The organism is Mammaliicoccus sp. J-M40, from assembly GCF_022386395.1.
GTDB lineage: Bacteria > Bacillota > Bacilli > Staphylococcales > Staphylococcaceae > Mammaliicoccus > Mammaliicoccus lentus.
In genome coordinates, this window is record NZ_JAJNIQ010000001.1 from 65548 (window position 1) to 89868 (window position 24321).

28 protein-coding genes and 1 riboswitch are annotated in these 24321 nt (G+C 30.4%); of the genes, 16 read left to right on the top strand and 12 right to left on the bottom strand.

What is annotated here, in order from left to right; all coding sequences use genetic code 11:
* Positions 1–281 precede the first annotated feature (281 nt).
* Both LQ688_RS00475 and LQ688_RS00480 read left to right on the top strand, forming a co-directional pair.
* Positions 282–836: a sugar O-acetyltransferase gene (locus LQ688_RS00475; protein WP_070045734.1), complete on the top strand. Its 555-nt coding sequence runs from the start codon at positions 282–284 to the stop codon at positions 834–836.
* A 106-nt stretch (positions 837–942) separates the two neighbouring features.
* Positions 943–1104 carry a hypothetical protein gene (locus tag LQ688_RS00480; RefSeq protein ID WP_239705923.1) on the top strand — a complete coding sequence of 54 codons (162 nt, stop codon included), beginning with the start codon at positions 943–945 and terminating at the stop codon, positions 1102–1104.
* 117 nt (positions 1105–1221) lie between these two features.
* Here the strand turns inward: LQ688_RS00480 and LQ688_RS00485 are convergent, their stop codons facing one another.
* Complete coding sequence (locus LQ688_RS00485; protein WP_239752514.1) at positions 1222–2568, bottom strand: PepSY-associated TM helix domain-containing protein; 1347 nt, start codon at positions 2566–2568, stop codon at positions 1222–1224.
* 210 nt (positions 2569–2778) lie between these two features.
* Between LQ688_RS00485 and LQ688_RS00490 the strand changes: the two genes are divergently transcribed.
* From LQ688_RS00490 to LQ688_RS00505, 4 genes are all read left to right on the top strand, one after another.
* The gene (locus tag LQ688_RS00490; protein ID WP_064211336.1) at positions 2779–3168 is read left to right on the top strand and encodes a hypothetical protein; all 390 of its coding nucleotides are present in this window, start codon (positions 2779–2781) and stop codon (positions 3166–3168) included.
* A 56-nt stretch (positions 3169–3224) separates the two neighbouring features.
* The gene (locus LQ688_RS00495; RefSeq protein WP_239752515.1) at positions 3225–3866 is read left to right on the top strand and encodes an HAD family hydrolase; all 642 of its coding nucleotides are present in this window, start codon (positions 3225–3227) and stop codon (positions 3864–3866) included.
* A gap of 100 nt (positions 3867–3966) precedes the next feature.
* Entirely contained in the window at positions 3967–4416 is a 450-nt protein-coding gene (locus tag LQ688_RS00500; protein ID WP_017000850.1) for a hypothetical protein, read from the top strand.
* Positions 4417–4437: 21 nt separating this feature from the next.
* A complete protein-coding gene (locus tag LQ688_RS00505) occupies positions 4438–5262 on the top strand; it encodes a DUF5996 family protein (protein WP_017000849.1) in 825 nt (274 codons plus the stop codon).
* A 70-nt stretch (positions 5263–5332) separates the two neighbouring features.
* On the opposite strand, the gene LQ688_RS00510 is transcribed toward LQ688_RS00505, so the two are convergent.
* Positions 5333–5761: a competence protein ComK gene (locus LQ688_RS00510; protein ID WP_239752516.1), complete on the bottom strand. Its 429-nt coding sequence runs from the start codon at positions 5759–5761 to the stop codon at positions 5333–5335.
* A gap of 92 nt (positions 5762–5853) precedes the next feature.
* Entirely contained in the window at positions 5854–6330 is a 477-nt protein-coding gene (locus LQ688_RS00515) for a sigma-70 RNA polymerase sigma factor region 4 domain-containing protein (RefSeq protein WP_239703712.1), read from the bottom strand.
* Between the two features lie 289 nt (positions 6331–6619).
* Here LQ688_RS00515 and LQ688_RS00520 point away from each other — a divergent pair, with 289 nt between their 5' ends.
* Together LQ688_RS00520 and sagB are read left to right on the top strand one after the other, a co-directional pair.
* A complete protein-coding gene (locus LQ688_RS00520; RefSeq protein WP_017000846.1) occupies positions 6620–6841 on the top strand; it encodes a hypothetical protein in 222 nt (73 codons plus the stop codon).
* 184 nt (positions 6842–7025) lie between these two features.
* On the top strand, positions 7026–7958 hold the full coding sequence (gene sagB / locus LQ688_RS00525; RefSeq protein ID WP_064211334.1) for a peptidoglycan release complex glucosaminidase SagB: 933 nt from the start codon (positions 7026–7028) through the stop codon (positions 7956–7958).
* Between the two features lie 254 nt (positions 7959–8212).
* Here the strand turns inward: sagB and LQ688_RS00530 are convergent, their stop codons facing one another.
* The 5 genes from LQ688_RS00530 to LQ688_RS00550 all read right to left on the bottom strand — a co-directional run bounded on the left by LQ688_RS00530 (position 8213) and on the right by LQ688_RS00550 (position 12663).
* A complete protein-coding gene (locus LQ688_RS00530) occupies positions 8213–9043 on the bottom strand; it encodes a DUF6612 family protein (RefSeq protein ID WP_070044676.1) in 831 nt (276 codons plus the stop codon).
* 165 nt (positions 9044–9208) lie between these two features.
* Positions 9209–9898 (bottom strand): ABC transporter permease, encoded by a 690-nt coding sequence (locus LQ688_RS00535; RefSeq protein ID WP_135032669.1) that lies wholly within the window; start codon positions 9896–9898, stop codon positions 9209–9211.
* A 1-nt stretch (position 9899) separates the two neighbouring features.
* On the bottom strand, positions 9900–10850 hold the full coding sequence (locus LQ688_RS00540; protein WP_017000842.1) for an osmoprotectant ABC transporter substrate-binding protein: 951 nt from the start codon (positions 10848–10850) through the stop codon (positions 9900–9902).
* Between the two features lie 15 nt (positions 10851–10865).
* On the bottom strand, positions 10866–11501 hold the full coding sequence (locus tag LQ688_RS00545; RefSeq protein ID WP_070044677.1) for an ABC transporter permease: 636 nt from the start codon (positions 11499–11501) through the stop codon (positions 10866–10868).
* Between the two features lie 13 nt (positions 11502–11514).
* Positions 11515–12663 (bottom strand): betaine/proline/choline family ABC transporter ATP-binding protein, encoded by a 1149-nt coding sequence (locus tag LQ688_RS00550; protein ID WP_017000840.1) that lies wholly within the window; start codon positions 12661–12663, stop codon positions 11515–11517.
* A gap of 384 nt (positions 12664–13047) precedes the next feature.
* Between LQ688_RS00550 and LQ688_RS00555 the strand changes: the two genes are divergently transcribed.
* The 5 genes from LQ688_RS00555 to ribH all read left to right on the top strand — a co-directional run bounded on the left by LQ688_RS00555 (position 13048) and on the right by ribH (position 18309).
* A complete protein-coding gene (locus tag LQ688_RS00555; protein WP_239752517.1) occupies positions 13048–14580 on the top strand; it encodes an FAD/NAD(P)-binding protein in 1533 nt (510 codons plus the stop codon).
* A gap of 89 nt (positions 14581–14669) precedes the next feature.
* A riboswitch (FMN riboswitch) is annotated at positions 14670–14802 on the top strand.
* Between the two features lie 149 nt (positions 14803–14951).
* The gene (gene ribD, locus LQ688_RS00560) at positions 14952–15995 is read left to right on the top strand and encodes a bifunctional diaminohydroxyphosphoribosylaminopyrimidine deaminase/5-amino-6-(5-phosphoribosylamino)uracil reductase RibD (RefSeq protein ID WP_239752518.1); all 1044 of its coding nucleotides are present in this window, start codon (positions 14952–14954) and stop codon (positions 15993–15995) included.
* Between the two features lie 7 nt (positions 15996–16002).
* Positions 16003–16635 (top strand): riboflavin synthase, encoded by a 633-nt coding sequence (locus tag LQ688_RS00565; protein WP_017000837.1) that lies wholly within the window; start codon positions 16003–16005, stop codon positions 16633–16635.
* A gap of 10 nt (positions 16636–16645) precedes the next feature.
* On the top strand, positions 16646–17818 hold the full coding sequence (gene ribB, locus LQ688_RS00570; RefSeq protein WP_239703710.1) for a 3,4-dihydroxy-2-butanone-4-phosphate synthase: 1173 nt from the start codon (positions 16646–16648) through the stop codon (positions 17816–17818).
* A gap of 20 nt (positions 17819–17838) precedes the next feature.
* Positions 17839–18309, top strand: a complete 471-nt coding sequence (gene ribH, locus LQ688_RS00575; RefSeq protein ID WP_017000835.1) for a 6,7-dimethyl-8-ribityllumazine synthase — start codon at positions 17839–17841, stop codon at positions 18307–18309.
* Between the two features lie 97 nt (positions 18310–18406).
* Here the strand turns inward: ribH and LQ688_RS00580 are convergent, their stop codons facing one another.
* Complete coding sequence (locus LQ688_RS00580) at positions 18407–19414, bottom strand: proline dehydrogenase family protein (protein WP_064205369.1); 1008 nt, start codon at positions 19412–19414, stop codon at positions 18407–18409.
* Between the two features lie 480 nt (positions 19415–19894).
* On the opposite strand from LQ688_RS00580, the gene LQ688_RS00585 reads away from it, so the two are divergent.
* Positions 19895–20230 carry a hypothetical protein gene (locus LQ688_RS00585; protein WP_017000832.1) on the top strand — a complete coding sequence of 112 codons (336 nt, stop codon included), beginning with the start codon at positions 19895–19897 and terminating at the stop codon, positions 20228–20230.
* A gap of 390 nt (positions 20231–20620) precedes the next feature.
* On the opposite strand, the gene LQ688_RS00590 is transcribed toward LQ688_RS00585, so the two are convergent.
* Complete coding sequence (locus LQ688_RS00590; protein ID WP_135032674.1) at positions 20621–21130, bottom strand: gamma carbonic anhydrase; 510 nt, start codon at positions 21128–21130, stop codon at positions 20621–20623.
* Between the two features lie 84 nt (positions 21131–21214).
* Here LQ688_RS00590 and LQ688_RS00595 point away from each other — a divergent pair, with 84 nt between their 5' ends.
* Both LQ688_RS00595 and LQ688_RS00600 read left to right on the top strand, forming a co-directional pair.
* Positions 21215–22030 carry an alpha/beta fold hydrolase gene (locus tag LQ688_RS00595; protein WP_239752519.1) on the top strand — a complete coding sequence of 272 codons (816 nt, stop codon included), beginning with the start codon at positions 21215–21217 and terminating at the stop codon, positions 22028–22030.
* 81 nt (positions 22031–22111) lie between these two features.
* On the top strand, positions 22112–22519 hold the full coding sequence (locus LQ688_RS00600) for a transcriptional regulator, SarA/Rot family (RefSeq protein WP_147641035.1): 408 nt from the start codon (positions 22112–22114) through the stop codon (positions 22517–22519).
* 212 nt (positions 22520–22731) lie between these two features.
* Here LQ688_RS00600 and mnmM read toward each other — a convergent pair whose 3' ends face one another.
* Together mnmM and mnmL are read right to left on the bottom strand one after the other, a co-directional pair.
* On the bottom strand, positions 22732–23292 hold the full coding sequence (gene mnmM / locus LQ688_RS00605; RefSeq protein WP_239752520.1) for a tRNA 5-(aminomethyl)-2-thiouridylate-methyltransferase MnmM: 561 nt from the start codon (positions 23290–23292) through the stop codon (positions 22732–22734).
* A complete protein-coding gene (mnmL, locus tag LQ688_RS00610; RefSeq protein ID WP_017000066.1) occupies positions 23289–24248 on the bottom strand; it encodes a tRNA modification radical SAM protein MnmL/YtqA in 960 nt (319 codons plus the stop codon). Before mnmL ends, mnmM begins: the two co-directional genes overlap by 4 nt.
* Between the last annotated feature and the right edge of the window lie 73 nt (positions 24249–24321).

Consider the following 24321-nt stretch of genomic DNA (forward strand, 5'->3'; position numbering starts at 1 on the left):
CTTCATAAAGGTATGGTTAGTTGGATTATTGTCTTAGAAAATCCAATAAAGGTGTGTGTATTTGGATTAATGAGATAGAAAATCCAATAACGATATCAACTCTTGCTTTTTGATCAGTCCCATCCAAAAACGAACTAAGGAATTATGTTCCTAACTCTTTCGTTACATTGGCAATTGTTGATTGGATTGAAAATATTTTTCAATTCTAGTCTTACTCTCTATTTGTTTATATTAAATGTATAATGTAAAATGATGTTTCATTAATAGAAAGGAACGATAATATGACTGAAAAAGAGAAAATGATAAGAGGGGACTTATATTTACCGAGTGACAATGAATTAGTAGAAGATAGAAAAAAAGCACGCGAATTAACATATGAGTTTAACCAATTACCGATTAAAGAAAAAGACAAAAGAAAAAAAGTACTACAAAGATTATTAGGTGGTTATAAAGAAAACTTTGAAATTAATCCACTATTTAATGTTGATTATGGATATAATATTTTTATAGGAGAAAATTTTTATTCTAACTACAACTGTACAATGTTAGATGTTTCTACAATACATATCGGTGATAATTGTATGTTTGGTCCTAATGTAGGATTATACACAGCGACACACCCAATTGATCCAGGTGAAAGAAATTCCGGATTAGAATTTGCTAAACCGATAGTAATTGGTGATAATGTTTGGATTGGCGGTAGCGTTGTTGTTAATCCTGGGGTCACTATCGGTGATAATGTAGTAATTGCCTCTGGAGCAGTAGTGATTAAAGACGTTCCTTCTAATAAAGTAGTCGGAGGAAATCCAGCTAAGATAATCAAAAGTATAGATTGATTCTTGTGTTATTTACTATAAATTAAAACTAATTCATAATAATAATCATATCAATATGGTATATTATGGTCATAGCGTTCGATAAAAACAAAAGGGGATGTTATGCATGCAAATATTAGGAAAAGGCTATGAAAATGATCATCATTACTTTCATGTCATAACAAAACAAAACCATTTAATCAAAGTGAGAGTACCAGATGATATGGATGATGATGAATTAAGATATTTATTAGAAGCGGTTTGTAATGATTATGATGAAAGCCATTAAGAATATTTACTATAAAGATTGAGTTCGGGACCTAGATCCTAATTCAAAATAAATAAGCATATCACTTAACTGATTATCTCAGTTTGAAAGTGATATGCTTATTTTTATTAGTTATATTTAGGTAACGGTTTTTTGAGTTTTTTTCCATAATATAAATTCAACTATTGCTACAATCACTAATGAAGCTCCAAACAACGGCATTATTATGCCTAACAACACTAGTGGTATTATTAATCCAAGTGACCACTTTCCTTTAACAATTGGAGGAGCGCCAAAGGTACCAGTTTTTCGTCGTTTCATCCAAGTGATAAAACCTAATACTATGCCACCTATGAATGTGATGCAAACTAGTAAATTCATTACTTTATTTGCTGTACCGAATAGATGACCTTCGTGAAGGGGAATACCATAGCTAAACCATTTCCCTACAATTCCATAATCTTGATAGTCAACTTTACCTAATTGTTTGCTAGAATATTGATCATAATAAGCTGTAGTTTCTTCTTTAGGTGGAACGTCTAGACCAGTTACACCACTGTTACTGCTTTTAGAAACAGTGAAGACCCCATCTTTATCTCCTGGATATACTATTGAGAAGGGTTCTTTAATGTCATCTTGTTTACTTTGAGTTATAATGTTCTCTAAGCTTTGTTGACCATTTGTACCAATCATACTTGTTGAATTACCATGATGCTCTGCATGTGCATCCTTTTCCGATTTCGGTTTTTCTTTAGTTCTAGTTGCCCAAGGTAATTCATTATCCTCAGATTTTGGAGGGTTAGATTTTAATGCTGTATATCCTAACTTTGGATGATCTTCTGCAAACTGATTAATTTGTTTTCCCATAAACGCCGACCAAGGTAAGCCTGTTAAGACTACTATAAAAATAGGTATAGCTATGATTAATCCAACTATTGCATGTAGTCGTCTATTAAATAAGAATGCGTTTTTCTTTTTAGTATTCTTTAATGCTTTTGATTTGAAAGTTAAATAAACACCAGATAGTATCATAAAGATTGTCCAACATGCTGCTAATTCAACTAAATAATTTACGATTGTACCACCAACAAATAAAGAGCTGTGCAATTCTCTAAGTACATTTGAATAAGTGAATTTAGCATTTTGATTAGCCACTCTTTGATTATGTTCATCTAAAAATATGTATCTAGAGTCTCCTTTGTCATTACCGATTGTGACACGGTTATTGTAAGGTTCATCCATAATACTTATTTTTTTGATTTCGTATCCTTTATAAACTTCTTGTATTTCTTTAACTGCACCATCTAATGATTGATGACCTTTTGTTTCGCTATTTGAGAAAAATTCATCCTCATATATATGATTCTCTACATTGGTAAAAAATAAATAACCAATGCCTGTTAAAGATAAAGTTAGAAGTAAAGGCGTAATAAAAAATGCTGCGTAAAAATGTAAACGTCTTAATGGGTTATAAACTTGTTTCACAATAACATCCCCGATTTCTTTATTTATTCTCGCCTAGTTAAAGGTATAACTTCAAGAAAATAAATACAATATGAAAAAGTGGAAAATTATGAAACTTTAGTGAATTTAGAAAAAGCCATGTAATAAATGTATCCAAAATGTAATATTAAAACACTCTAAAAATTCAGAATAAAATGTTAAAATTGAATAAATGAGATGAGGTGAATTACTGTGCTTACAAATGTAACTTTAATCAATGACAAAAAAAGTCGAAAAAATATAATAAATAAATTTTATAAAGGCTTAAATCAAGAAAGTATTCACGAAGCCGTTATAAGTTTAGAAGAAAGAAAACATCAAAATTTTGAGCATGGTGAAGTTTACTTTCAAGGCGATCTTAGTTCGGAAGAACAACAAGATTTAAATTTAAGTAAATCAGACGGGTTATTTATTATTAATGAGGATAATAAAAAGTGTGGAGCAATTGTCCCTTTACAACTTATTGTCCAATATTTAGCATCTAATCAAGAAGCAATTGCTAAAGAAAAAGGGTTAAGTATTATACAATTGGAGAATATTATCGATCGTTTAGAGTTAACTCTAAAATCAGAAGGTTTATAAAATACAAATAAGTCACGATTTCGTGACTTTTATTTTTTTAGAATGGAGTGTTAAATATGTACGAAGCAATTATTTTCGATTTTGACGGTACAATTATAGATACAGAGATTCATTTATTTAATACACTAAATAAGCATATTGAAAATTATAAAAATCCACCTATATCTTTAGATGAATATATAGCCTCAATCGGATCAGTATCAAAAGAATTAGATGAAAAAATATTTAATGCACTAGGTTCAGAAATTGCATTAAAAGAAATGTTTGAAGATCATTATAAAGGCACATACAATTTACCACTAAAACCAGAAGTTAAAAAATTATACGATTATAGTGTGGAAACTAATTTGAAGATGGGTATTGCTACTAGTAGTTACAAAAAAGATATAATACATAACGTTGAACGTTTAGAGTTGAATAAAAATATAAATGTTATAAAAGGAAGAGAAGATGTAGCATTTGTAAAACCTAATCCGGAATTATATATTCAGGCAGCTCATGAATTAAACGTAGAACCTGATAAGTGCTTAGCAATTGAGGATACACCTAATGGAGCTCAAGCAGCTGTTGATGCTGGAATGGATGTTATTGTTATAACACATGATATTACAGAAGACTTGGACTTTAGTCATATAAATATTTTAGATAAGAATGTAAAGGCTGAAGAAATTATAGAACGTTATCTTGAACGAGCATAAAATAGGTTTTATTTAATAGTTTAAATCTAAGATTAATTTAATCCCAACGTATATTGATTAATGTTATAATAAATTTACTAATGACATTTAGAGGTGTTGCATGAATAACGAACAATATAAATCAGTTGTTTATAAAAAATTGTGGTTTATAAACAATAAAGAAAAAGAAGTTGCTACAGAGATGCTAAATAGCAATGAAAATCTATTAGAGCAACATGGTAAACCTAGTCATTTTGTTTCTAATTTTCTTGAGAAAGAAATTATAGATAAAGCTAAACCACCGAGTTCAATAGATAAAGCTATGACGTTAGGCGGACTACTATTTGGTAACGTCCTCATGGTAGGTATTCTCATTACGGCAGCATTGTTAATTTTAGGTACATTCACTTTATACTTTACAAAACCTTTAAGTGAGGCGCTATTATTTCAGCTACTCTACATCATTCTAGGTGTCGTATTACTTTTCATTGGTTATAAAGGCATAAAGTGGGTAAATGCTTACTTCACAAAAAGAATACTAATAGCCAAATGGCTCAAAGATTTATCGTAGCATATGTAGGGGGTGTCATGAATGAGTTTATTATATTTTGACGAGTGGCGTGAAACACGAGCAACTATAAGATATATAGCACAAATAATGGGTAAGTGTTGTATAGAAACAAAAGAACCAGAGCCACTATATAAACATGTCATGCTGACAGTTAATCAAGTTGGTTTATCAACAGGTGTATTACAAAGTAATGGTCATGAATTTGAAATAACTTTAGATTTATTGGATCAAACATTGGTTGTGAAAGTAGACAAAGAAGAGCACTCATTACTAATAAAAACAGGACAAACAATTCAGGAATATTATGAATTTATTTTCGAAATATTAGAAGAACATGATATAACAATTAAAATTAATACGAAACCTTATAATATACCTTATGAAACAACATTAGATAAGGATGATAAAGAACGTACTTTTAATCCTAAAATAGCTTATCACGCGCTTCGCTTGATGCAACAAGCACAATACGATCATTATCAATTTCTACATTCAAGAAATATTAAAGATGTAAAAACAGGTTTATTCTGGGATAAATTTGATGTTACTTCTATTTTTTATGTTGAAGGTAATGATGAATATACAGTTTCATTATGTTATTATTTTGGAGATAAGTATAGAGAGTCGCCATACTATGTTCTGAAGATTAATCCATTTAAAAAAGATAAAATAAATTTAAAACAAGTTGAACCCTCTTATGCTGAATACAATGGTAAAGATGGTAGCTTTTTAATTTATGAAGAAGACTTAGAAAGCATTATGAGAAGAGATGAAGTATTACTAACTTTCTTTAATAGTGCTTATCAAGCTTTACTTTCTGGTGTGAGTAGTAAATTAACAAAATAATAAAATGCATTTTAAAGAGAGTGGGTAATGAGTCTAATTTTATTATAAGATTTCATGTGCCCACTCTTTTTTAAATCCTTAAATGATATTTTTGGTAGTGTATGAGTCTTAAGGATTCACCAAACTTTTTACTAATCAGATGATAATCTTGATCTATCTTGATAGTATTATTATTCTTGAATTTTATTTCTGTATGATATGACAATGGTTCAATATGTTGTATTTGCTTAGCATTGATTAACATATAATCAAAGTGAGATTTTGATGTAGTAGGGAATAGAACAAAGTCTTGTGTAGCGTAAATCATGAGAGGAATAAGTTTATGAACTTTCAAAATATATTTAGCATATTGTTCGCGAGTGCGCATATTAGCACCTTCAATTTTTAAAGCATCGTCTATAAGGGTTTTAACAGGAAGGTTAGTGTATTGGATTGGATGCTGTATATATTCTATTTGGTATTTATATATAGGATTTTCTGAACGTTTTAAAAAGGTCATGTCTGCACAAATTAATGTCTTCAGTAACTACACCTCCTAACACTTAATATTTTATATATAAATGCTGACAGTGTATAGCTCATTGTTAAAATCTAAAATAAGAATTCCGATTTCAATTTTTCTCTAGTTGATTTTCTATATCTTTTAATTGATGAAGGACTCTTATTCATATATATGCTTATTTCGTTTGTAGAAAAACCTTGTAATGTTAAATTGAGCCAAGTCAACTCCTCTTCATTTAAAATCTCCAATAAACTATATAATTCATATTGATAAAAATCACTGTACGATTGATCAAGTAGTGTATAATCAGACGTAGGCAAAAAACGGTTTATTTCTTTAATATTTCTTCTTAGACAATCGATTAAATAATACTTTAACTTTAAATAAATGTATTTTTCCTGATTTGTAGATTTCGATTCATCATAGGATTTTAATAAATCCCATAGTTTTATAACCATAAGTTGAAAGTAATCATCGTAATGATATTTAATTTGGTGTTGATGCAAAAGATGATGTATCATCTTTTCGTATTTTTTATAATTCAAATTGAATTGCTTGTCTAACATGGTTGCCTCTTTTTGTGGGCATGCACACTAGTATTTCCGGATGTAATAATTAGATATATTTTAGGAACAAGCGTTTAATTTGAAAACAACATATATAAAGGTCTAATATAGATTAAACAAAATAAAACGTAAATTTACGTAAAAAATATAAAAATATAGCCGAAATAAAACATAAAAAAGCACATTAAAAATTATACGTTTAAATGATTTACAATTGCCATAATAACGTGTATATTTGGATATATATGGACATATGTTTTATTGGGGCAAAGACTAGGAGGTTCATCTTATGGATTATGAACACTTAAATTTAGAACATTTTTTTGCGAGAAACAATGAACTAAATAATATTAGAGATAATGCTGATTTTGTAATGATTAACAATGTAAACCGATTTATGAATTATAGAAATGGCGAAGAAGAAGGAACGATTAATCTAAGTCATTACAACTATAAAAATAGATCAGCTGCAATGTCATTTATTTTCATGGACTATACACCTTATAAATAAGCAAACATGCTTTTAAAGTATGTCTGCTTTTTTTATTTGAATTGAAATATAATAGTAATTAAAACTTAATAATTTAAATTTTGAATATTCCGTTGTAATCCTTTAAAATATAAGAGGTAAACTTTTTAAAAATAGTTAATCAAAATGATATCGGTTATAAGTTTACAAATTTAGAGGTGAAACGATGAAGAATGCCAGGCTAGAAACAATTAAAAATATAGTCGTATTATTATTAGTTTTAGCAATAATTGTTGGCCTGTTCTATTATTTAATTTCAAATCATTTAAAGTTTTACGAAGTAGATAAACAAGAAGAAAATGTAGAGGTACCACTAACTTTAAGTAAAGCCGTTGAAAAACAATATAAAAATGATACGAAAATGCAGGTAGCAACAGAGTCAGGCAATTGGAAGAATGCGTCAAGAAGTGAAATACATGATGTAATGGATGTTGAAAAGATACTAAATGATAAAAAACAAGTTTATCAGTTTTTAAATTTATCAGAGTATCAAGGTATTGATGAAAAAAGATTCCACCACATGCTAAGAGAAAGAGGAGCACTTGAGAAATACTCAAATCAATTTTTAGATGCTGCTAAACAAGAACATGTTAATGAGGTGTACTTAATTAGTCATGCTATTTTAGAAACAGGTAATAATAAGAGTAAACTAGCTAATGGTGTATTATTAACGGATAAAGGAAAAGTGACAAATTCTAAAGAAGAATCTGATGGTAAGAAATACTACAATTTCTATGGTGTAGGCGCATTAGATGAAGATCCAATAGGTACTGGAGCTAGATATGCTAAGAAAAAAGGTTGGGATACCCCACATAAAGCAATATCAGGCGGTGCTAAGTTTATTCATGATCACTATTTATCAAATCCAGAGCAAAATACTTTATATAGTATGAGATGGAATCCTGAGAAACCAGGTGTACATCAATATGCAACGGATATTAAATGGGCACAAAGTAACGCACGTATTATTGCAGAATTCTATTCAGATTTAAAAACAGAAGGTAAGTACTATATTGTTTATAAATATAAAGATACTGATAAATCACTTTCTATAAAAGAATTAGATAAAAAACTAGAACAAGAAGAGGCTAGAAAATAAATTCTAACTCTATAAAAACAGCCAATCCAGGAAAAGGATTGGCTGTTTTTTTATATGATAAATCACTTTTAATAGAAGATAGTGTCTATGTGAGCTAATATCATGCTTAATCCAATAAGAGTATCTCTACATAACACAGATGCTTAATATCGAAACACTTGATATAAGCGTATTGTCAGTCCAATTATATACTGCTAAAATAATTAAAAAAGTCCGAGACATATTATATATGCCTCGGACTTTCTATCGTTATATTATGATGCTTCATCTGAATTTGAGCTTTCAGAAGATTTCTGATCAGAAGATTGCTCTTTTTGTAAGTCTTCTATTTTCTTAGCATCTTTTGCTTCGTCTGGAATTTTAATTTCATCTATATCATTGATTTTATCATAAGTAACTTTTGTCTTGATATTTGCTGTGTCTTTGTCTTTTTTAAGTTTAGAATCTAAAATATATGATTCAATTTCATTATCTTTATTTACTTTAAGAACTGCATCACCAGAAACGTCATCAATTTGATCTTCAAATTGTTCAAGTTGGTCTTTATTACCTGATGAACTAGCTAATTTTTTGAAGTCTTCTTTATTTTTGATGTTATATTTTAATTCATATCCATCATCGACTTTTTTAGCTTTAGCATCTTTGAATCCATCTAATGATTTAACGTATTTTTCATAGTTTAATTGATCTAATGAACTATCTATATCCATGTTATCTACTTGAGATGATAAATCTATCCATTGATCGTTCGCTTTAGCTACCATTTTTTTACCTTGTACGTAAATCGTCATTTCTTGACCGGCTTGATTTGTTACTAGTTTTGCTGTTTCTTTTTCGTCAACATCCATGCCGACTTTGACTTTTTGTGATTCACCGTCTTTAGGTTTCATTGCAATCGCATTATCTGTATGATAACTATTAACATCTTTAGCATTGTCTTGTAAATCAGATATTACTTGACTAGCACTTTTAGTTTCTTCTTTTTTTTCAGTTTTCTTTCCTGAATCATCATCACCGCTATTTCCACAAGCTGCTAATAATAGAGATGAAGATAAAAATAAACTGCCTAATACTCTGAATTTCATTTGGCTTCCTCCCTTGTTTTAAACATGGTAACATTAAATATAATTTAATTGCAAAAATTATTATATTTATGTCCATTTTATTACATTTACTTAAGTTTTTTCTTGGGTGAAAGTATTAATATTGCAACAAATGCAATGAGTATTTTTAATATAAATTTCATTTTATCACTCCGAAAGTGTTTGTGGTTGAGGTTCCTTTTGCTTACGCTTAGTAGGATCTAATTTTCTTTCTATATACCCTAACACAATATCACTTAGTACTGCTAGTAAAGCTGTTGGAATTGCACCAGCTAGGATAAGTGATGTACCGTCTGTAGCATTTGTACCTCTAATGATTATATCACCAAGGGATGAAGAGCCGATGAATGATCCTATAGCTGTAACACCAATTGCGATTACAAATGCAATTCTTATACCACCAATCATTACGGAAAGTGATAATGGTAGTTCGACCATCGTTAATACTTGTTTAGAAGTCATTCCCATACCTTTACCCGCGTCTTTGATTCCGCTATCTACGTTTTTAATACCAGTATAAGTATTTTTGATGATAGGGAGTAGGGCATATAGGAAGACAGTCATAACAACTGTATTTGAACCCAATCCCATAACTAGCATTAAAATAGCTAATAGTGCTAAAGCAGGTACGGTTTGTATGATATTTGCTAAAGTTATGATGAAACCTGATAATTTAGAATATCTTGCAATAATAATGCCTAATGGTATACCTACTATAACCGCAAATAATACGCCATAAACAGAAATGAGTAAATGGTCTAAGAATAGTTGAAAAATATAACCACCATTATACTTATAGTATTCAATTAATTGTGTTAATACATTTCCATTCGTCAATTTACTCACCGTCCTTTTCGTCGTCAAAATAATTATGTTTCTTAAGGAATTCTTCAGCAACTACAGCTGGTTCTTTTAAGTTATTATCAGCTTCGTAGTTTAATTTTTGCATTTGTTCAGTTGAAATTTTTCCTTCGAGTTTTTTCATCGCTCTATCTACATAAGGTTTTTCTTTAATTAATTCTTCAGTAACTAGAGGACTTGCATCATATGGAGGGAAGAAACGTAAGTCGTCTTCTAATACAACTAAGTCATAACTTGCGATTCTACCATCAGTTGTATATCCAAGGACTACATCCATTTTTCCAGTATTTAATGCATCATATACTAAACCGATTTGCATAGGTCTTGTACGTTTGAAGTCAAAACCATATTTTTCTTTGAAAGCAGGATAACCATCACCAGGTCGTTTCATCCAAGAAGAGTCTACGCCTGCCTCTAATTTATCTGCAACATTTTTCATATCCGATACTTTTTTAAGGTTATATTTCTCAGCTGTTTCTTTTGTAACCATCATAGCGTAAGTATTTTCGAATCCGTATGAACCGTACCATTTTTGATTATAATCTTCATCGAAAGCTTTTCTTACAACTTTCAAAGCTTTATCAGGATCTGTAATAGGGTCCATGTTTAAAGCGCCAGTTAAATCTGTACCTGTGTAACGTGCACTGGATATATTAGCGTCACCTGTATTCATTGCGTTGAATGTAACAGTTGAAGAACCTAAATTATTAATCATTTGAATATTATTTTCGTTAACATTATCTTTTTTTGCTTCATGTTCAATCATTAGTCTATCTATATGACCTATTATTTGTGATTCACTTGTGTTTTGCATTCCGATTTTTACAGAGTTTTTATCACCAGTTCCTCCAAGAAAAGGTAGGGAACATCCGGATAAAATTACTGTTAGCGTAACTATCGGAATAAACAATTTAAAATATTTTTTCATGTTTATGTTTCCTCCTTATCTTGAAACTTTTAACCCTTTAGGTGTAACCCATTCTTCGACTTTAGAAAGTACAAAATCCATAATTAGCGCGATTGCTGTAACCGCAATTGCACCACCGATTATTAGGTCTGGTTGATATAGGTTTAACCCGTTAAAGATAAAGTCACCTAAACCACCTGCTCCTATGAAACTTGCTAAAGTTGCCCAACTGATAGCATATACACTAGATAAGCGTATACCACTCATGATTACAGAAATGGCTAGAGGGAGTTCAACCATATACATTTCTTGGAATTTAGTCATCCCCATACTAATGCCGGCACCTTTAACGTTTTTATCAACATTATTAATGCCTATGTACGTATTGTTTAGTATAGGTAATAAAATATAAATAAATAATGCAATAATTGCAGGTAATTTACCGACCCCTAAGAAAGGTATCATAATTGCTAATACCGCTAAAGATGGCACGGTTTGTAGAACACTAGCTATTGACAATACTATTTTGGCAAGTTTTTTCGTTCGTGTTAACACGATGCCTAAAGGTATTGAAACAACCATTGCTAGTAAAAGCGCAACGAAAGAGATATAGAAGTGTTCTATTGTTTTTTGAAATAGTTCTTGTCCATTAACTTGAAGAAATTCTATCACAATTGTTCACTCCTTATTTAATATCACTTGTTTTTGCTTCTTCTTCATTTAATCCCCAAATTGAATCATAAACTATATCAACAAGGCTAGCTCTTGTTATAACACCTTTGATTAAGTTTTGGTTATCGACAACAGGAATTAATCTAACGTTTCTCTTAAGTATTGTACGCACTGAATCTTGAAGCATCGTACCTGTTTTAACAGTGTAAACATTTCGGTCCATCATATCGATAATATCGCTACCTTTTCGATAGCCTTCATTTAAGTCTTCAATGTCAATACAACCTACTAATTTACCTTTGAGATTCGTAACAAATAGAACATCGACACGTCTATCACGCATTAATGTTACAGCTTCGTCTATTGTTTTTTCAGAAGTAATTGTAATAGCACTAATCATAGCGTCATCTACCACTTTTAAGTTAGGTCTATCTTGTATCAATCTATTTTGACCGATAAATTCACTAACGAAATCATTAGCTGGGTGTTTAAGAATGTTATTAGGTGTATCAAATTGAACAATTTCTCCTTCAGACATGATACAAATTCTATCTGCTAACTTAATAGCTTCATCCATATCGTGTGTTACGAAGATAATTGTTTTTCCTAATTTATGTTGTAGCGTTTTGACAAGATCTTGGAGTGTATCTCTCGTAATAGGGTCCAAGGCACCAAACGGCTCATCCATAAGGATAATGTCTTGATCTGCTGCTAGCGCTCTAACGACACCTATACGTTGTTGTTGTCCTCCAGATAATTGAGAGGGATATAAATCTAAATAGCTTTCAGGTAAATCAACTAAATTAATAAGCTCTTTTGCTTTCTTTTCTTTTTCTTCTTTATTCCATTTTAATAATTTAGGAACTAGAACAATATTTTCGCGAATTGTCATATGTGGCATTAAACCAATTTGTTGAATGACATATCCTACACTTCTTCTTAAACTTACTGCATTCATCTTGCTTAAATCTTTCCCGTTTAAAGTGATTGTTCCACCAGTGGGTTCAATCATGCGATTAATCATTCTTAAAGCAGTAGTTTTACCGCTACCACTCGTACCAATAAATGCTATAAATTCACCAGATTCAATTTCCATACTGATACTATCTACAGCTTTTTTACCGCCACGATAAACTTTAGTTAAGTCTTGTATTGATAACATAACACTTCTCCTTTATTTTAATATGTAAAATAACAACGTTTATCATTATAGCATATTATTTGCATATTTATAAAATTTACATGTGCTAAGGTTTTTGAAAAGCGAATATTATAAAAAATAAGAAAATTTATAAAAAGCGTAAAATCGCGAAAAATATTAAAGTAAGAATATTGTCATATATGTAAAGAATAAAAAAGTGACAAGAAATCGTATGCTAAAATCTTGCATATAGTGCATGGACAATAGTGTTTAAGGCATATTACGGTTAGAAATTTGAAATGAGGTAATAATATAATATAAAGAATAGAGAAATCATACATTTATTTTAAATACTAATGGTAAAATTAAAGTAATATAAACTGTGTTATTTTGGAGGAGAAAAATTTGAAAGTAGCAATTATAGGTATGGGAACTGCTGGCGTAAGCACTTTAAACCAATTGACTAAACATAAAAATTTTAAAAACATCACCGTGGATATTTTTGATAGTTTAGAAGACATGGGGATGGGGAAGCCATTTCAAAATGATAGTGATCGTTTACTTATTAATCTTCCGGCCAATCAAATGTCATTAGATCCAGATGACGAAAAAGATTTTAAAAAATGGTATAAAAACAATGACATTTTTGATTATGGAAAAGCAAAGTATTTACCAAGATTAGTTTTTGGTCATTATATGAAATCTATTTTACATAATATTTTAAACAAATATGATAATATCTTCGTTCACAAATACAAAGTTGATAGTTGCTATGTTGAAGAAATTAAAGATGAGCGAGGACAATATAAAATAGATATTTGTTATATAGAAGATAATGAAGCGGTATGTCAAAAATATGATTATGTTTTTATGACGATTGGAACTTTACCTTACAAAGATCCTTATAAATTAAAAGGTGTGAAAGGATATATAGAATCACCTTATCCAACTGTACAATCTTTGAGAGGCGTTAAAGAAAATGACGATATTGCTATTATTGGTACAGGATTAAGTTCAGTTGATGTTATTCGATATGTTATGGAAAACCATAAACAATTTCCGATTGTAGTGACTTCTAGACATGCTGAGTTTCCGACAGTTCGTGGTATTAACCATGATATTAAATTAAAGTATATTTGTGTTGAAGAAGTAGAAAAAATCAAAAAAATTCATAAAGGAATAACACCATTATTTGAAATAGAAGAATTGTTTAAAAAAGAGTGTGAATATCAAAATATTGATTTAAAGAAAATGTTACATCGATTTAAAAAAGATAATGTAATCAATATAAAATATGATTTAAAGCATGAAGACGAAGTTGGACACTTCCAATCCTTTGTTGAAGAAGTAAAACATAATATGATTCCACTATGGAACGCAATGACTATAAAAGATAAAGAAACATTTTTATCTAAATACGGTCAGCATTTTAAAAGAAACGCTAACCCCATGCCACAATCTTCAGCTAAACAATTAATTGAATGGATAGAAAGTGGAGATGTAGTTGTAAAAGAAGGATTAGAAAACGTTCGTAAATATTATGGGAAATTTAGACTAAAATATAAAAATAGTGAAAATGAAGATAGTTATCACTATGTTATTAATGCAACAGGTCCTAAAATGCATTTATCTGAATTAAATGAGGATGAGCATTTTATAAAAGGTTTAGAAAATAAACAAATCATTGCGCCTCATCCTTTTGGTGGTATTTTAGTAGTGCCATATTCTAATGAAATAATTAGCCCTAAATATGGAACAATGCCAAATTTAAAAGCAATAGGACAAATTACAAGTGGTGTAAATTTTGATGTTAATGGCGTTTCATTATTAGTGGATGAAACAGTTAGAGCCGTTAATGATTTATATATTGAACTAGAAGAAAGAAACTTAAAAAATAATAACAGAAAGAAAAAGTCGAAAAAGAAGAAAAATAAATAAATATATTAAATTTAGTAATATATTTGTAAACCATACTATTTTAGTATAGAATATGGTCATCAGTGATTACTGATGATTATAATTTAATAATATTCTTTCGGGGCAGGGTGAAATTCCCAACCGGCGGTAATTCAAGCCCGCGACCTGCATTTGCTTAGCATTTGTGGCTGATTCAGTGAAAATCTGAAGCCGACAGTATAGTCTGGATGGGAGAAAGAATAGACGAAGCGTATACAATACGCTTATTTCGTTATACAAAAATGTTTTTGTCTTTAATCTATTAAAGGCTTATTTCTTGATACATTTTTTACTCCCAAGACACCGAAATGTTAATTTTCGGTGTCTTTTTTTCATTTTTAGGAGGTATATAAATGAATCAATATTTAGAATTTGCTATTCAATTAGCTGAACAATTAAAAGGACAAACTAGTACGAATCCCTCTGTTGGTGCTGTTATCGTAAAAGATAATAGAATTATCGGTTTTGGTGCTCATTTAAAAAAAGGTGAAGCACACGCTGAAATTCAAGCACTTAATATGGCTGGTAAAGAAGCAGAAGGTGCAACAATATATGTTTCTCTTGAACCGTGTTCACACTATGGTTTAACACCGCCGTGTTCTAAAGCAATAATAGAAAGTGGTATTTCTAGAGTAGAATATGCTGTGAAAGATGGATCACTAAGTAAAAGTGGACACGATATGCTTGAAGAGGCAGGAGTAGAAGTAATACATTCGCCTTCAAGTAGAGCGGAGGAATTATATAAAGAATTTTTTATTCAACAAAAGAAGAAGACACCTTTTGTAACATTAAAAATATCAACTAGTCTAGATGGGAAAGTTGCTACTGATTTTAAAGAAAGTAAATGGATTACATGTAAAGCAGTGAAAGAAGATGTACTTCATTTAAGATGTGAAAATGATGCAATTATTACGGGTGGCGGCACAGTGAGAGAAGATAACCCGCTACTAACATCACGAAAACCAAACTTCAAAGAGCCAAAACGCATTGTTTTATCCCAACAGTCTTCTTTCGATGAAGATTTACAAATTTTCAAAGATCGAGATAATCCTGCAATAGTAGTAACAAACCACCCAAATTTTGAAATTAAAGACACACAAAATATTGAGTTATATAAAAGTGATTTATCAAATTTAGAAAACATGCTTCAACTTCTATATAAATTAGGTTACGCGAGTGTTTTAGTAGAAGCAGGACCAACACTTGTTAGTCAATTTATAGAACAAGATTTAGCTGACCAATTAATTATTTATCAAGCCCCGAAAGTAATTGGTGGTCAAGGCAAATATCAATTTTATCAAACAAATGATGTTTATCCTTTATCCAAAATTAAACAGTTTAAATTTATATCAACAGAAATCATTGACGAAGATCTTAAATTAATTTTAAGAAAGTAGTGAGTGTATGTTTACAGGAATAATTGAAACAGTAGGTACGATTAAAAATGTGAGCACAAAAAGTGGTGTAAAGTCATTATCAATACAAGCTCCAGAAATATGTGATGATTTGTCACTAGGAGATTCAGTAAGTGTCAATGGTGTTTGTTTAACTGTTACAGAACGAAATGATTCATTATTTAAAGTTGAAGTAATTACAGGCACAATTTCTGTGACATATTTAGAAAATCTTACGGTAAATGATCAAGTGAATCTGGAACGTGCAATGTTAGCGAATGGAAGATTCGGAGGACATTTCGTTAGTGGACATGTTGATGGCAAAGGTATTATAAAGCGCATCACTAAAAGAAATGATGAATGGTTAATCGAAATTAATGTAGATGAATCATTATTAAATCAAATGATTGATAAAGGTTCGATAACTGTAGATGGAGTAAGTTTAACGATATTCAAGTTAAATCAAAATTCATTTGAAATTCATCTCATACCTGAAACAAGATTACGTACGATTTTTGTAAATAAAAAACAAGGTGATTCTGTACACATAGAAACGGATTTATTGTTTAAATATGTTCAAAAAATAACGAATCAAAATAACAGTCAATTATCACAAGAAAAATTACTGAATTTTGGATTTTAGGAGGCTAACTATGTTTGATAGTATTGAAGCGGCATTAGAAGATTTGAAGTTAGGCAAACCTGTTATTGTAGTGGATGATGAAGATAGAGAAAATGAAGGCGACTTAATAGCAGTATCAGAATATTTAACTGTTGATACAATTAATTTTATGGCTAAATTTGCTAGAGGATTAATTTGTGCGCCTATTAGTCAACAGATTGCAACTCAACTTGATTTACACCTTATGACAAGTACTAATGATAAATTCAAAACAGCTTTTACTGTAAGTGTTGATCACATATCTACAACTACTGGTATTAGTGCATTTGAAAGAACGGATACAATTAAAGCGTTAATCAGTGAAAGTTCAGGCGATGCTTTTGTTAAACCAGGACATGTTTTTCCGTTAATTGCGAAAGACAATGGTGTGCTTGAAAGAATAGGGCATACGGAAGCTTGTATAGATTTAGCAAAATTAACTGACGCAAAACCAGCTGGTGCAATTTGTGAAATAATGAATGATGATGGAACTATGTCTAACCGTGAAGAGCTATATACATTTAAATTAGAACATGATTTGAAAATGATAACGATAGAAGACTTAGTAAAATATAGAAAAAAACATGATCAAATCGTACAATTTGAATCGAAAATTAAATTGCCAACATCTTTTGGAGAATTTGATATGTATGGTTTTTCATCACAATTGGACGACAAAGAATATTTAGCGATTACTTCAGGTGACATAAAAAATGATACGAACGTTCGTATTCATTCAGCTTGTTTAACTGGAGATATTTTTCACAGTGCGAGATGTGATTGTGGTGAACAACTTGAGTATGCGATGAAATACATCAAAGAGCATGGTGGTATTATTTTATATTTACCACAAGAAGGTAGAGGTATTGGTTTAATTAATAAATTAAAGGCATATGAATTAATTGAACAAGGTTACGATACAATCACAGCTAATAAAGCTTTAGGGTTTGAAGCGGATTTAAGAGATTATACGGAAGCTATTCATATATTGAAATATTTCAATATTAATCATATTAAACTAATTAGTAACAATCCAGATAAGTTCCAACAGCTTAACGACTTAGGTATTACAATAACAGAACGAATACCAGTTGTGATGAATCCAAATGTTAATAATCAATCTTATATAGATACAAAAAAAGAAAAAATGGGTCATTTATTATAATTGAAATGGAGAGAATTGAAATGAAATTTGAAGGTAAAATGAATGGATCAGAATTAAAAATAGCAATTGTAGTAGGTAGATTTAATGATTTTATTACAGGAAGACTATTAGACGGTGCAAAAGATACTTTAATTAGACATAATGTCGAAGAAGAAAATGTACATGTAGCTTATGTACCGGGTGCTTTTGAAATTCCATTAGTAGCTAAAAAATTAGCTAACTCAGGGAATTATGATGCTGTCATTACATTAGGGTGTGTAATTAGAGGCGCAACAACACATTATGATTACGTATGTAATGAAGTAGCAAAAGGCGTATCTAAAGTAAGTGATACAACAGATATACCTGTTATCTTTGGTGTTATAACTACGGAAACAATAGAACAAGCAATAGAAAGAGCAGGTACAAAAGCTGGTAATAAAGGTGGAGATGCAGCTCTAGCAGCTATTGAAATGGCTAACTTATTAAAAAATATAGAAAAAACAATATAAAATAGTTCATAAAAAAACTCCTAACATGTTGGTTATAAACCGATGTATTAGGAGTTTTTCTATTAAATATAATTAAAACCGTGTAATGATTATTTTTTTATTTGTTTTTCTTAAACAATGCAATACTACCAATTGTTAACAATGATGCAGCTGCAACTCCTGCCGCTCCCGTGATAAATGTCTTTTTGTTTTTTGCACTGAATATATCTAATAGCATTAGATTAATATTTTGAGGTCTCTCTGCTAAACGGCGCATGAAATAACCGAACCAATCTTCCCCGAATGGTACATACATAGTAAAGTTGTATCCTTCGTCAGCTAATTCATATGCATAGTCAGTTCTGAAACCGTATAGCATTTGGAATTCAAATGAATTTTTATCGATATTATGGTTTTTAACAAATTGTTTAACATGATTAATAATGTTGTGATCATGTGTAGCAATAGATGTAAAAGCATTAGCCGTTAACAGTCTGTGTTCAATTAACTTTATATAATTTCTATCTATTTCTTCTTTAGTTTGATAGGCGATGTGAGGGCCTTCTTTATAAGCACCCTTTACTAAGCGAAGCCTTAAATCTTGATACTTATCCATAATATTCATTGCGTCGTGTAAGTATGCTTGAATTACTGTGCCGACATTATTGAATTCATTTTTCAATTTATCAAGTATTTCAGTAATGCCAACTAAGTCTTCAAATTTTTCAGCATCTATGTTAACAAATGAATTATCAAATTCTTGAGCTTTTAATAAAATTTCCCGAGTATTTTGATAAGTAAAATCTTTATCAATATTAATCCCTAATTGTGTTAACTTAATTGAAACATGTGCTTGAATATTAGCGTTATAACATCGTCGCATTATTTCGACGATATTTTGTTGTGCTTCTAACGCTTCATGGCGTGAAGTTACAAACTCACCTAAATTATCTAACGTACAAGAAATTCCTCTTTCATTTAATTTCTCTACTGTATCGATTGTTGAATCAATATCAACTCCCGCTACAACCTTTTTCGCACCAAGTGCAGGACCCATTCTCTTAGCTGATTCATTCATAAACTTATTGTTAGATAATGCAATAAAAAAATCTTTAACGACAGGCATAGCAAGTCCTCCTTAATCAAATATCTTCTTTCTTTTATTCTATCATGTATAATATAATTTAGTTAAGCGTTTTCATACCAATAAAATATATTTTTACACTAATAAAAGAAAAAGACATAAAAATAACATAAATAACAACCTAGAAAAGGGTGTTATTCTTTAATTTGATCCATTGTAGGAGAAATTGGTTCAGATGCTATGCTAATGGCATGAGGGAGAAACGTAAGTATTAGAACAGATAACAAGAATTTTTTAAAGAAACGCATAGGTTAATGCTCCTTTAAATCATGACGTTGCTTACATTTTCAATATAACATTCGATTATGAAGTTGTTGCGAAGTTAATGTTAAGATTCAATTTATACAATTATTAATTTAATGTTAAGATATGGTTTAAATCTTTAGAATAACTTAATAAAACATAGCCATGTCACGTGTTACAATGTATGAGAATAGAATTGTTAACAAAGGAGTAATCGTTATGTTTAGGGATATGGCGTTTTATATATTTGGAAAACCGTTAGATAGCTTTTTACAGTTATTCGTATTTGAACCTATTTTAATAAGTGTTATTGCAATTTTAATAGCTATGATAACAAAGAAATCGTGGACAGTATTTGTAACAGTTATTGTATTAAATTTAATAGATAACTTTTTATTAGTAACATATCAATTTAGCGGGCAGGGGCTTGGAACAATCCTATCTCAAAATGTATTGTTCTTCTTCCAAAAATTCTTCTCAATGTTCTATGAAATTATAATTTCTTATATCGTTGTTAAGTTACCGTATATGCACAGTAAATTTAAAATTGCTTAAATTAAAAAGGGAGTGGGACAGAAATCTCATTTTAATAAATAGATTTCGTAGTCCCACCCCGGCAAGGATGACTAGGATTGGGAAAAGCTTGATATAAGCGCATTTTCAATCCAGTCAGCTACTGCCAATATAATAAAAGAGGCTGAGACTTGTATTTATGTCACAGCCGCTTTTTTTTATTGTGAATGTTGCAAGACGGGCTGCACGTGCAACATAATGCCCCTGAATGTTGCAAGACGAGGTGCACGTGCAACATAATGTCTCCGAATGTTGCAAGACGCGGTTCACGTGCAACATAATGTCTCCGAATGTTGCAAAACGCGGTTCACGTGCAACGCAAGCAACAACTTCAATTTATCGTCTTCATCTTTTATCAGTGTAATGTTAAAATTATTGGTTATCTTTATATAATTTTCCTTTTTCAATATATGATTGATTAATTCTATCTAGTTCTTCATAGTCTTTGTCTGTTAATTCTCTTACTACTTTTGCTGGTCTACCAAATGCCAATGTGCGCGGAGGTATTTTCTTACCAGGTGGTACTAGTGAACCTGCGCCAATGAATGCATATTCTCCAATTTCAGCTCCATCCAATATAGTAGAATCCATTCCTATCAGTGCATTTTTGCGAATAATACTAGAGTGCAATGTAGCTTTATGTCCTACTGTAACATTATCTTCTATTATTAATGGTTGATCAGGACTTTGGTGTAGACAACTTAAATCTTGAATATTAACACCATTGCCTATTTTTGTAGGTGCTACATCACCTCTAATAACAGCATTGAACCAAACTGAACTTTCTTTACCTATTTCAACATCCCCGATAATTGTAGCATTTTCTGCAATATAACTACTAGAATCAATTTGAGGTGTTTTGTTGTTAAAAGATTTTATCATTCAAGATTCTCCATTCTTTTTAAAAAATTTGTTATACTAAGTTTAACAAAAAAGTAGCTATTTAGGTAAAAGGAGTAATATATTATGTGGAAATGGGAAACTGAAAAAGAAGCTAAAGGTATTGTAGTAATTGTACATAATATGCTTGAACATACTGGACGTTACGCGTTCGTTATTACAAAGCTACGTAGAGAAGGTTACCACGTTATTATGGGTGACTTAAGAGGTCAAGGACAAACTTCAAGAGTACATAGAGGGCACATAGATGATTTTGAAGAATATCATGAGCAAGTTTTAGAATGGTTATCAATAGCGGAGGAATACCATTTACCTGTTTTCACTTTAGGCGTTGGATTAGGTGGATTGATTCTTTTAAATTTATTAGAGAAAGTAGACTTAAAAGTTGAAGGTGTTTTACTTATTTCTCCATTAGTAGCTTTTCAACAAAATATTTCGACAAGAAGAAACTTTTTAGCTTCTAGCTTCGGTACAGTTGCAAAAGATGCAAAATTTGACGCTGGAATTACTATTGAAAGTTTAACTAGAAATAAAGAAGTAATCGATGATACAAATAATGATGCTTTAATGCTTAATAAAGTTAGCTATCATTGGTATAAGACAATTTTAGAAACGATGAAGACGACAATGGAAAATCTTCAACATATATCATCTATTCCATTACTATTGATGTCAGGTACAGAAGATAAAATTGCTGACTTAGATTCTATTAAATCAGTAGCAAGACACATTAATACAAATGAGCTTTATTATAAATCTTGGCATGGTTTAAATCATGAAATACACAATGAGCCTGAACGAGAAAATGTCATGAGATACTTGATATCATTTATGAATAACCGAATTCATTATGTAGGCTTACTTATAGAAAATGAAGAATAAGAAATAATAATCATACATAATAAGATTTAAACCTATCATTGTGGGTATATTATATTTATATGACACACTGGAGGAGAGCTTATGGGATATAAAGAGGGCGATATAAGTGACTTAATCTTATTAGATGATATTCAAAAAAATATAAATAATATTTTTGATAATATTGAAGAGAAATTTCAAATTGAAAAAGAAGAATTTTTAACATTAGTAGTTTTATGGAACAAAGGTTCAATGAGTTTAAAAGAATTGGACGAACACATTGATATCAAACCATATAAAAGAACTAGGTTATATAATAATTTAGTTAAAAAAGGTTGGATTAAAAAGACAAGGCCGGAAGATGATGAAAGAACAGTTATCGTAGAAGTTAATCAAGAGTTTGATGAGCATAAAAATGACTTAATTAAATATGCTTGTGAAGAAATTAAAAAAAGACAAACTTTGTTTGAAGAGCAATTCAAATCTATAGTTGATACATGTAATATCTAAACGAAACTACATATACTTCCACTTATTTAATTTATAAAATGTAAAAAGAGTCCGGGACATGAATTTGTTTCGGGCTCTTTTAATATATTGGCAGTAGCTGACTGGATTGAAAATGCTCTTATATCAAGCTTTTTCCAACCCTAGTCATACTTGCCGGGGTGGGACTACGAAATCTATTTATTAAAATGAGATTTCTGTCCCACTCCCTCTTATTAATTTCTTTTTTCTATACCTATAATATATGGAGGATTATTCTTTTGGTTAATAAATTGATAGTTTAATACATGTGCTTCATTTTGATCTATATTTTTAACAAAGTTTAATACATCATTTGATTCGATTTGTCCTTCTGGATGTCCTGGATAAACAACAAGTACAATGATGCCATTCTTTTTAGTTAATTCAAATAATGATTGAATAGCTGATATGGTAGTATTTGAGTTTGTTGTGATGCTTTTATTTCCTTTAGGTAAATAGCCTAAATTAAAGATAGATGCGTCGATACTATTATGTTCTGCAGAAATGATATCGGCAGCTTTTTCATGTCCTTCTAAGTAATATTGAATATTGTTATATTCTTTTGTTTTTTCTTTTGTGCTGTTAATAGCTTCTTCTTGAATATCAAAAGCATAAACTTGTCCTTCTGTTACTTGATTGGCAAGAAATAATGTATCATTTCCGTTACCGCAAGTTGCATCAACTACGATACTATTTTTATCTATATGACTTGAAATTAAATGCCTAGCAAATGGTAATATTCCTTCTACAATCATGATTGAACGCTCTCAGCTTTAATGAATTTTGAACCTTGCATTGTCCCACGCGCTTTTAATTCATTGTCTATAGAATTCAATACTTCCCATTTATTAACGCTCCACATTGGACCTACCATTAAATCGATAGGGCCGTCTCCAGTGATTCTATGAATAATCATTTCTTCTGGTAAAATTTCTAACTGATCACAAACAAGATTTGTATAATCCTCTTGTGTCATAAATTCAAGCATACCTTTTTCATATTGTTTAACCATTGGCGTACCTTTTAATAAATGTAGAAGGTGAATCTTAATTCCTTGTACATCCATTTGAGCTACTTCTTTAGCTGTTTCCATCATCATATTATAATCTTCACCGGGTAAACCATTAATAATATGTGTACATATGTTGATGTTATGTTTTCTTAATTTTTCTATACCTTCATAGTAGCATTTCATATCATGTGCACGATTTATAAGGTCAGAAGTTTCTTGATGCACAGTTTGTAATCCTAATTCTACCCATAAATATGTACGTTCATTTAATTCAGCTAAATATTCAACAACATCATCAGGTAGACAATCTGGTCTTGTTGCTATAGATAAACCTACAACATTTTTTTCAGACAATGCTGCTTCGTATTTTTCTCGTAACACTTCGACTGGGGCATGAGTATTTGTGAAAGCTTGGAAATAGGCGATATATTTACCTTCAGACCATTTTTCATGCATTTTATCTTTAATTTCTTTAAATTGTACATGAATTGGTTCAGCTCTATTACCAGCGAAGTCACCACTACCAGCAGCTGAACAGAAAGTACAACCACCATGAGCAACGGTACCATCTCGGTTTGGACAATCAAATCCACCATCGAGTGCTATTTTAAATATTTTTTCACCAAATTTATTTTTTAAATGATAATTCCATGTATGATATCTTTTGTTATCAAAGGCAAAGCGGAATTGTTCTGTCAATTTATTTCACATCCTGTTCTACAAACTTATCTAAAGCATTTTAACATATAATATTGAACTTTTGCAGAAAAAG

Bases quoted from the DNA above. Each gene is read 5' to 3' on its own strand.
- LQ688_RS00600 (WP_147641035.1), top strand. From the start codon at position 22,112: ATGGGATATAAAGAGGGCGATATAAGTGACTTAATCTTATTAGATGAT.
- LQ688_RS00475 (WP_070045734.1), top strand. From the start codon at position 282: ATGACTGAAAAAGAGAAAATGATAAGAGGGGACTTATATTTACCGAGT.
- LQ688_RS00590 (WP_135032674.1), bottom strand. From the start codon at position 21,130: ATGATAAAATCTTTTAACAACAAAACACCTCAAATTGATTCTAGTAGT.
- ribB (WP_239703710.1), top strand. From the start codon at position 16,646: ATGTTTGATAGTATTGAAGCGGCATTAGAAGATTTGAAGTTAGGCAAA.
- LQ688_RS00510 (WP_239752516.1), bottom strand. From the start codon at position 5,761: ATGACCTTTTTAAAACGTTCAGAAAATCCTATATATAAATACCAAATA.
- LQ688_RS00530 (WP_070044676.1), bottom strand. From the start codon at position 9,043: ATGAAATTCAGAGTATTAGGCAGTTTATTTTTATCTTCATCTCTATTA.
- LQ688_RS00580 (WP_064205369.1), bottom strand. From the start codon at position 19,414: ATGCCTGTCGTTAAAGATTTTTTTATTGCATTATCTAACAATAAGTTT.
- sagB (WP_064211334.1), top strand. From the start codon at position 7,026: ATGAAGAATGCCAGGCTAGAAACAATTAAAAATATAGTCGTATTATTA.
- LQ688_RS00550 (WP_017000840.1), bottom strand. From the start codon at position 12,663: ATGTTATCAATACAAGACTTAACTAAAGTTTATCGTGGCGGTAAAAAA.
- LQ688_RS00585 (WP_017000832.1), top strand. From the start codon at position 19,895: ATGTTTAGGGATATGGCGTTTTATATATTTGGAAAACCGTTAGATAGC.
- LQ688_RS00595 (WP_239752519.1), top strand. From the start codon at position 21,215: ATGTGGAAATGGGAAACTGAAAAAGAAGCTAAAGGTATTGTAGTAATT.
- LQ688_RS00495 (WP_239752515.1), top strand. From the start codon at position 3,225: ATGTACGAAGCAATTATTTTCGATTTTGACGGTACAATTATAGATACA.
- LQ688_RS00565 (WP_017000837.1), top strand. From the start codon at position 16,003: ATGTTTACAGGAATAATTGAAACAGTAGGTACGATTAAAAATGTGAGC.
- ribH (WP_017000835.1), top strand. From the start codon at position 17,839: ATGAAATTTGAAGGTAAAATGAATGGATCAGAATTAAAAATAGCAATT.
- ribD (WP_239752518.1), top strand. From the start codon at position 14,952: ATGAATCAATATTTAGAATTTGCTATTCAATTAGCTGAACAATTAAAA.
- LQ688_RS00515 (WP_239703712.1), bottom strand. From the start codon at position 6,330: ATGTTAGACAAGCAATTCAATTTGAATTATAAAAAATACGAAAAGATG.
- LQ688_RS00505 (WP_017000849.1), top strand. From the start codon at position 4,438: ATGAGTTTATTATATTTTGACGAGTGGCGTGAAACACGAGCAACTATA.
- LQ688_RS00480 (WP_239705923.1), top strand. From the start codon at position 943: ATGCAAATATTAGGAAAAGGCTATGAAAATGATCATCATTACTTTCAT.
- mnmM (WP_239752520.1), bottom strand. From the start codon at position 23,292: ATGATTGTAGAAGGAATATTACCATTTGCTAGGCATTTAATTTCAAGT.
- LQ688_RS00500 (WP_017000850.1), top strand. From the start codon at position 3,967: ATGAATAACGAACAATATAAATCAGTTGTTTATAAAAAATTGTGGTTT.
- LQ688_RS00520 (WP_017000846.1), top strand. From the start codon at position 6,620: ATGGATTATGAACACTTAAATTTAGAACATTTTTTTGCGAGAAACAAT.
- LQ688_RS00540 (WP_017000842.1), bottom strand. From the start codon at position 10,850: ATGAAAAAATATTTTAAATTGTTTATTCCGATAGTTACGCTAACAGTA.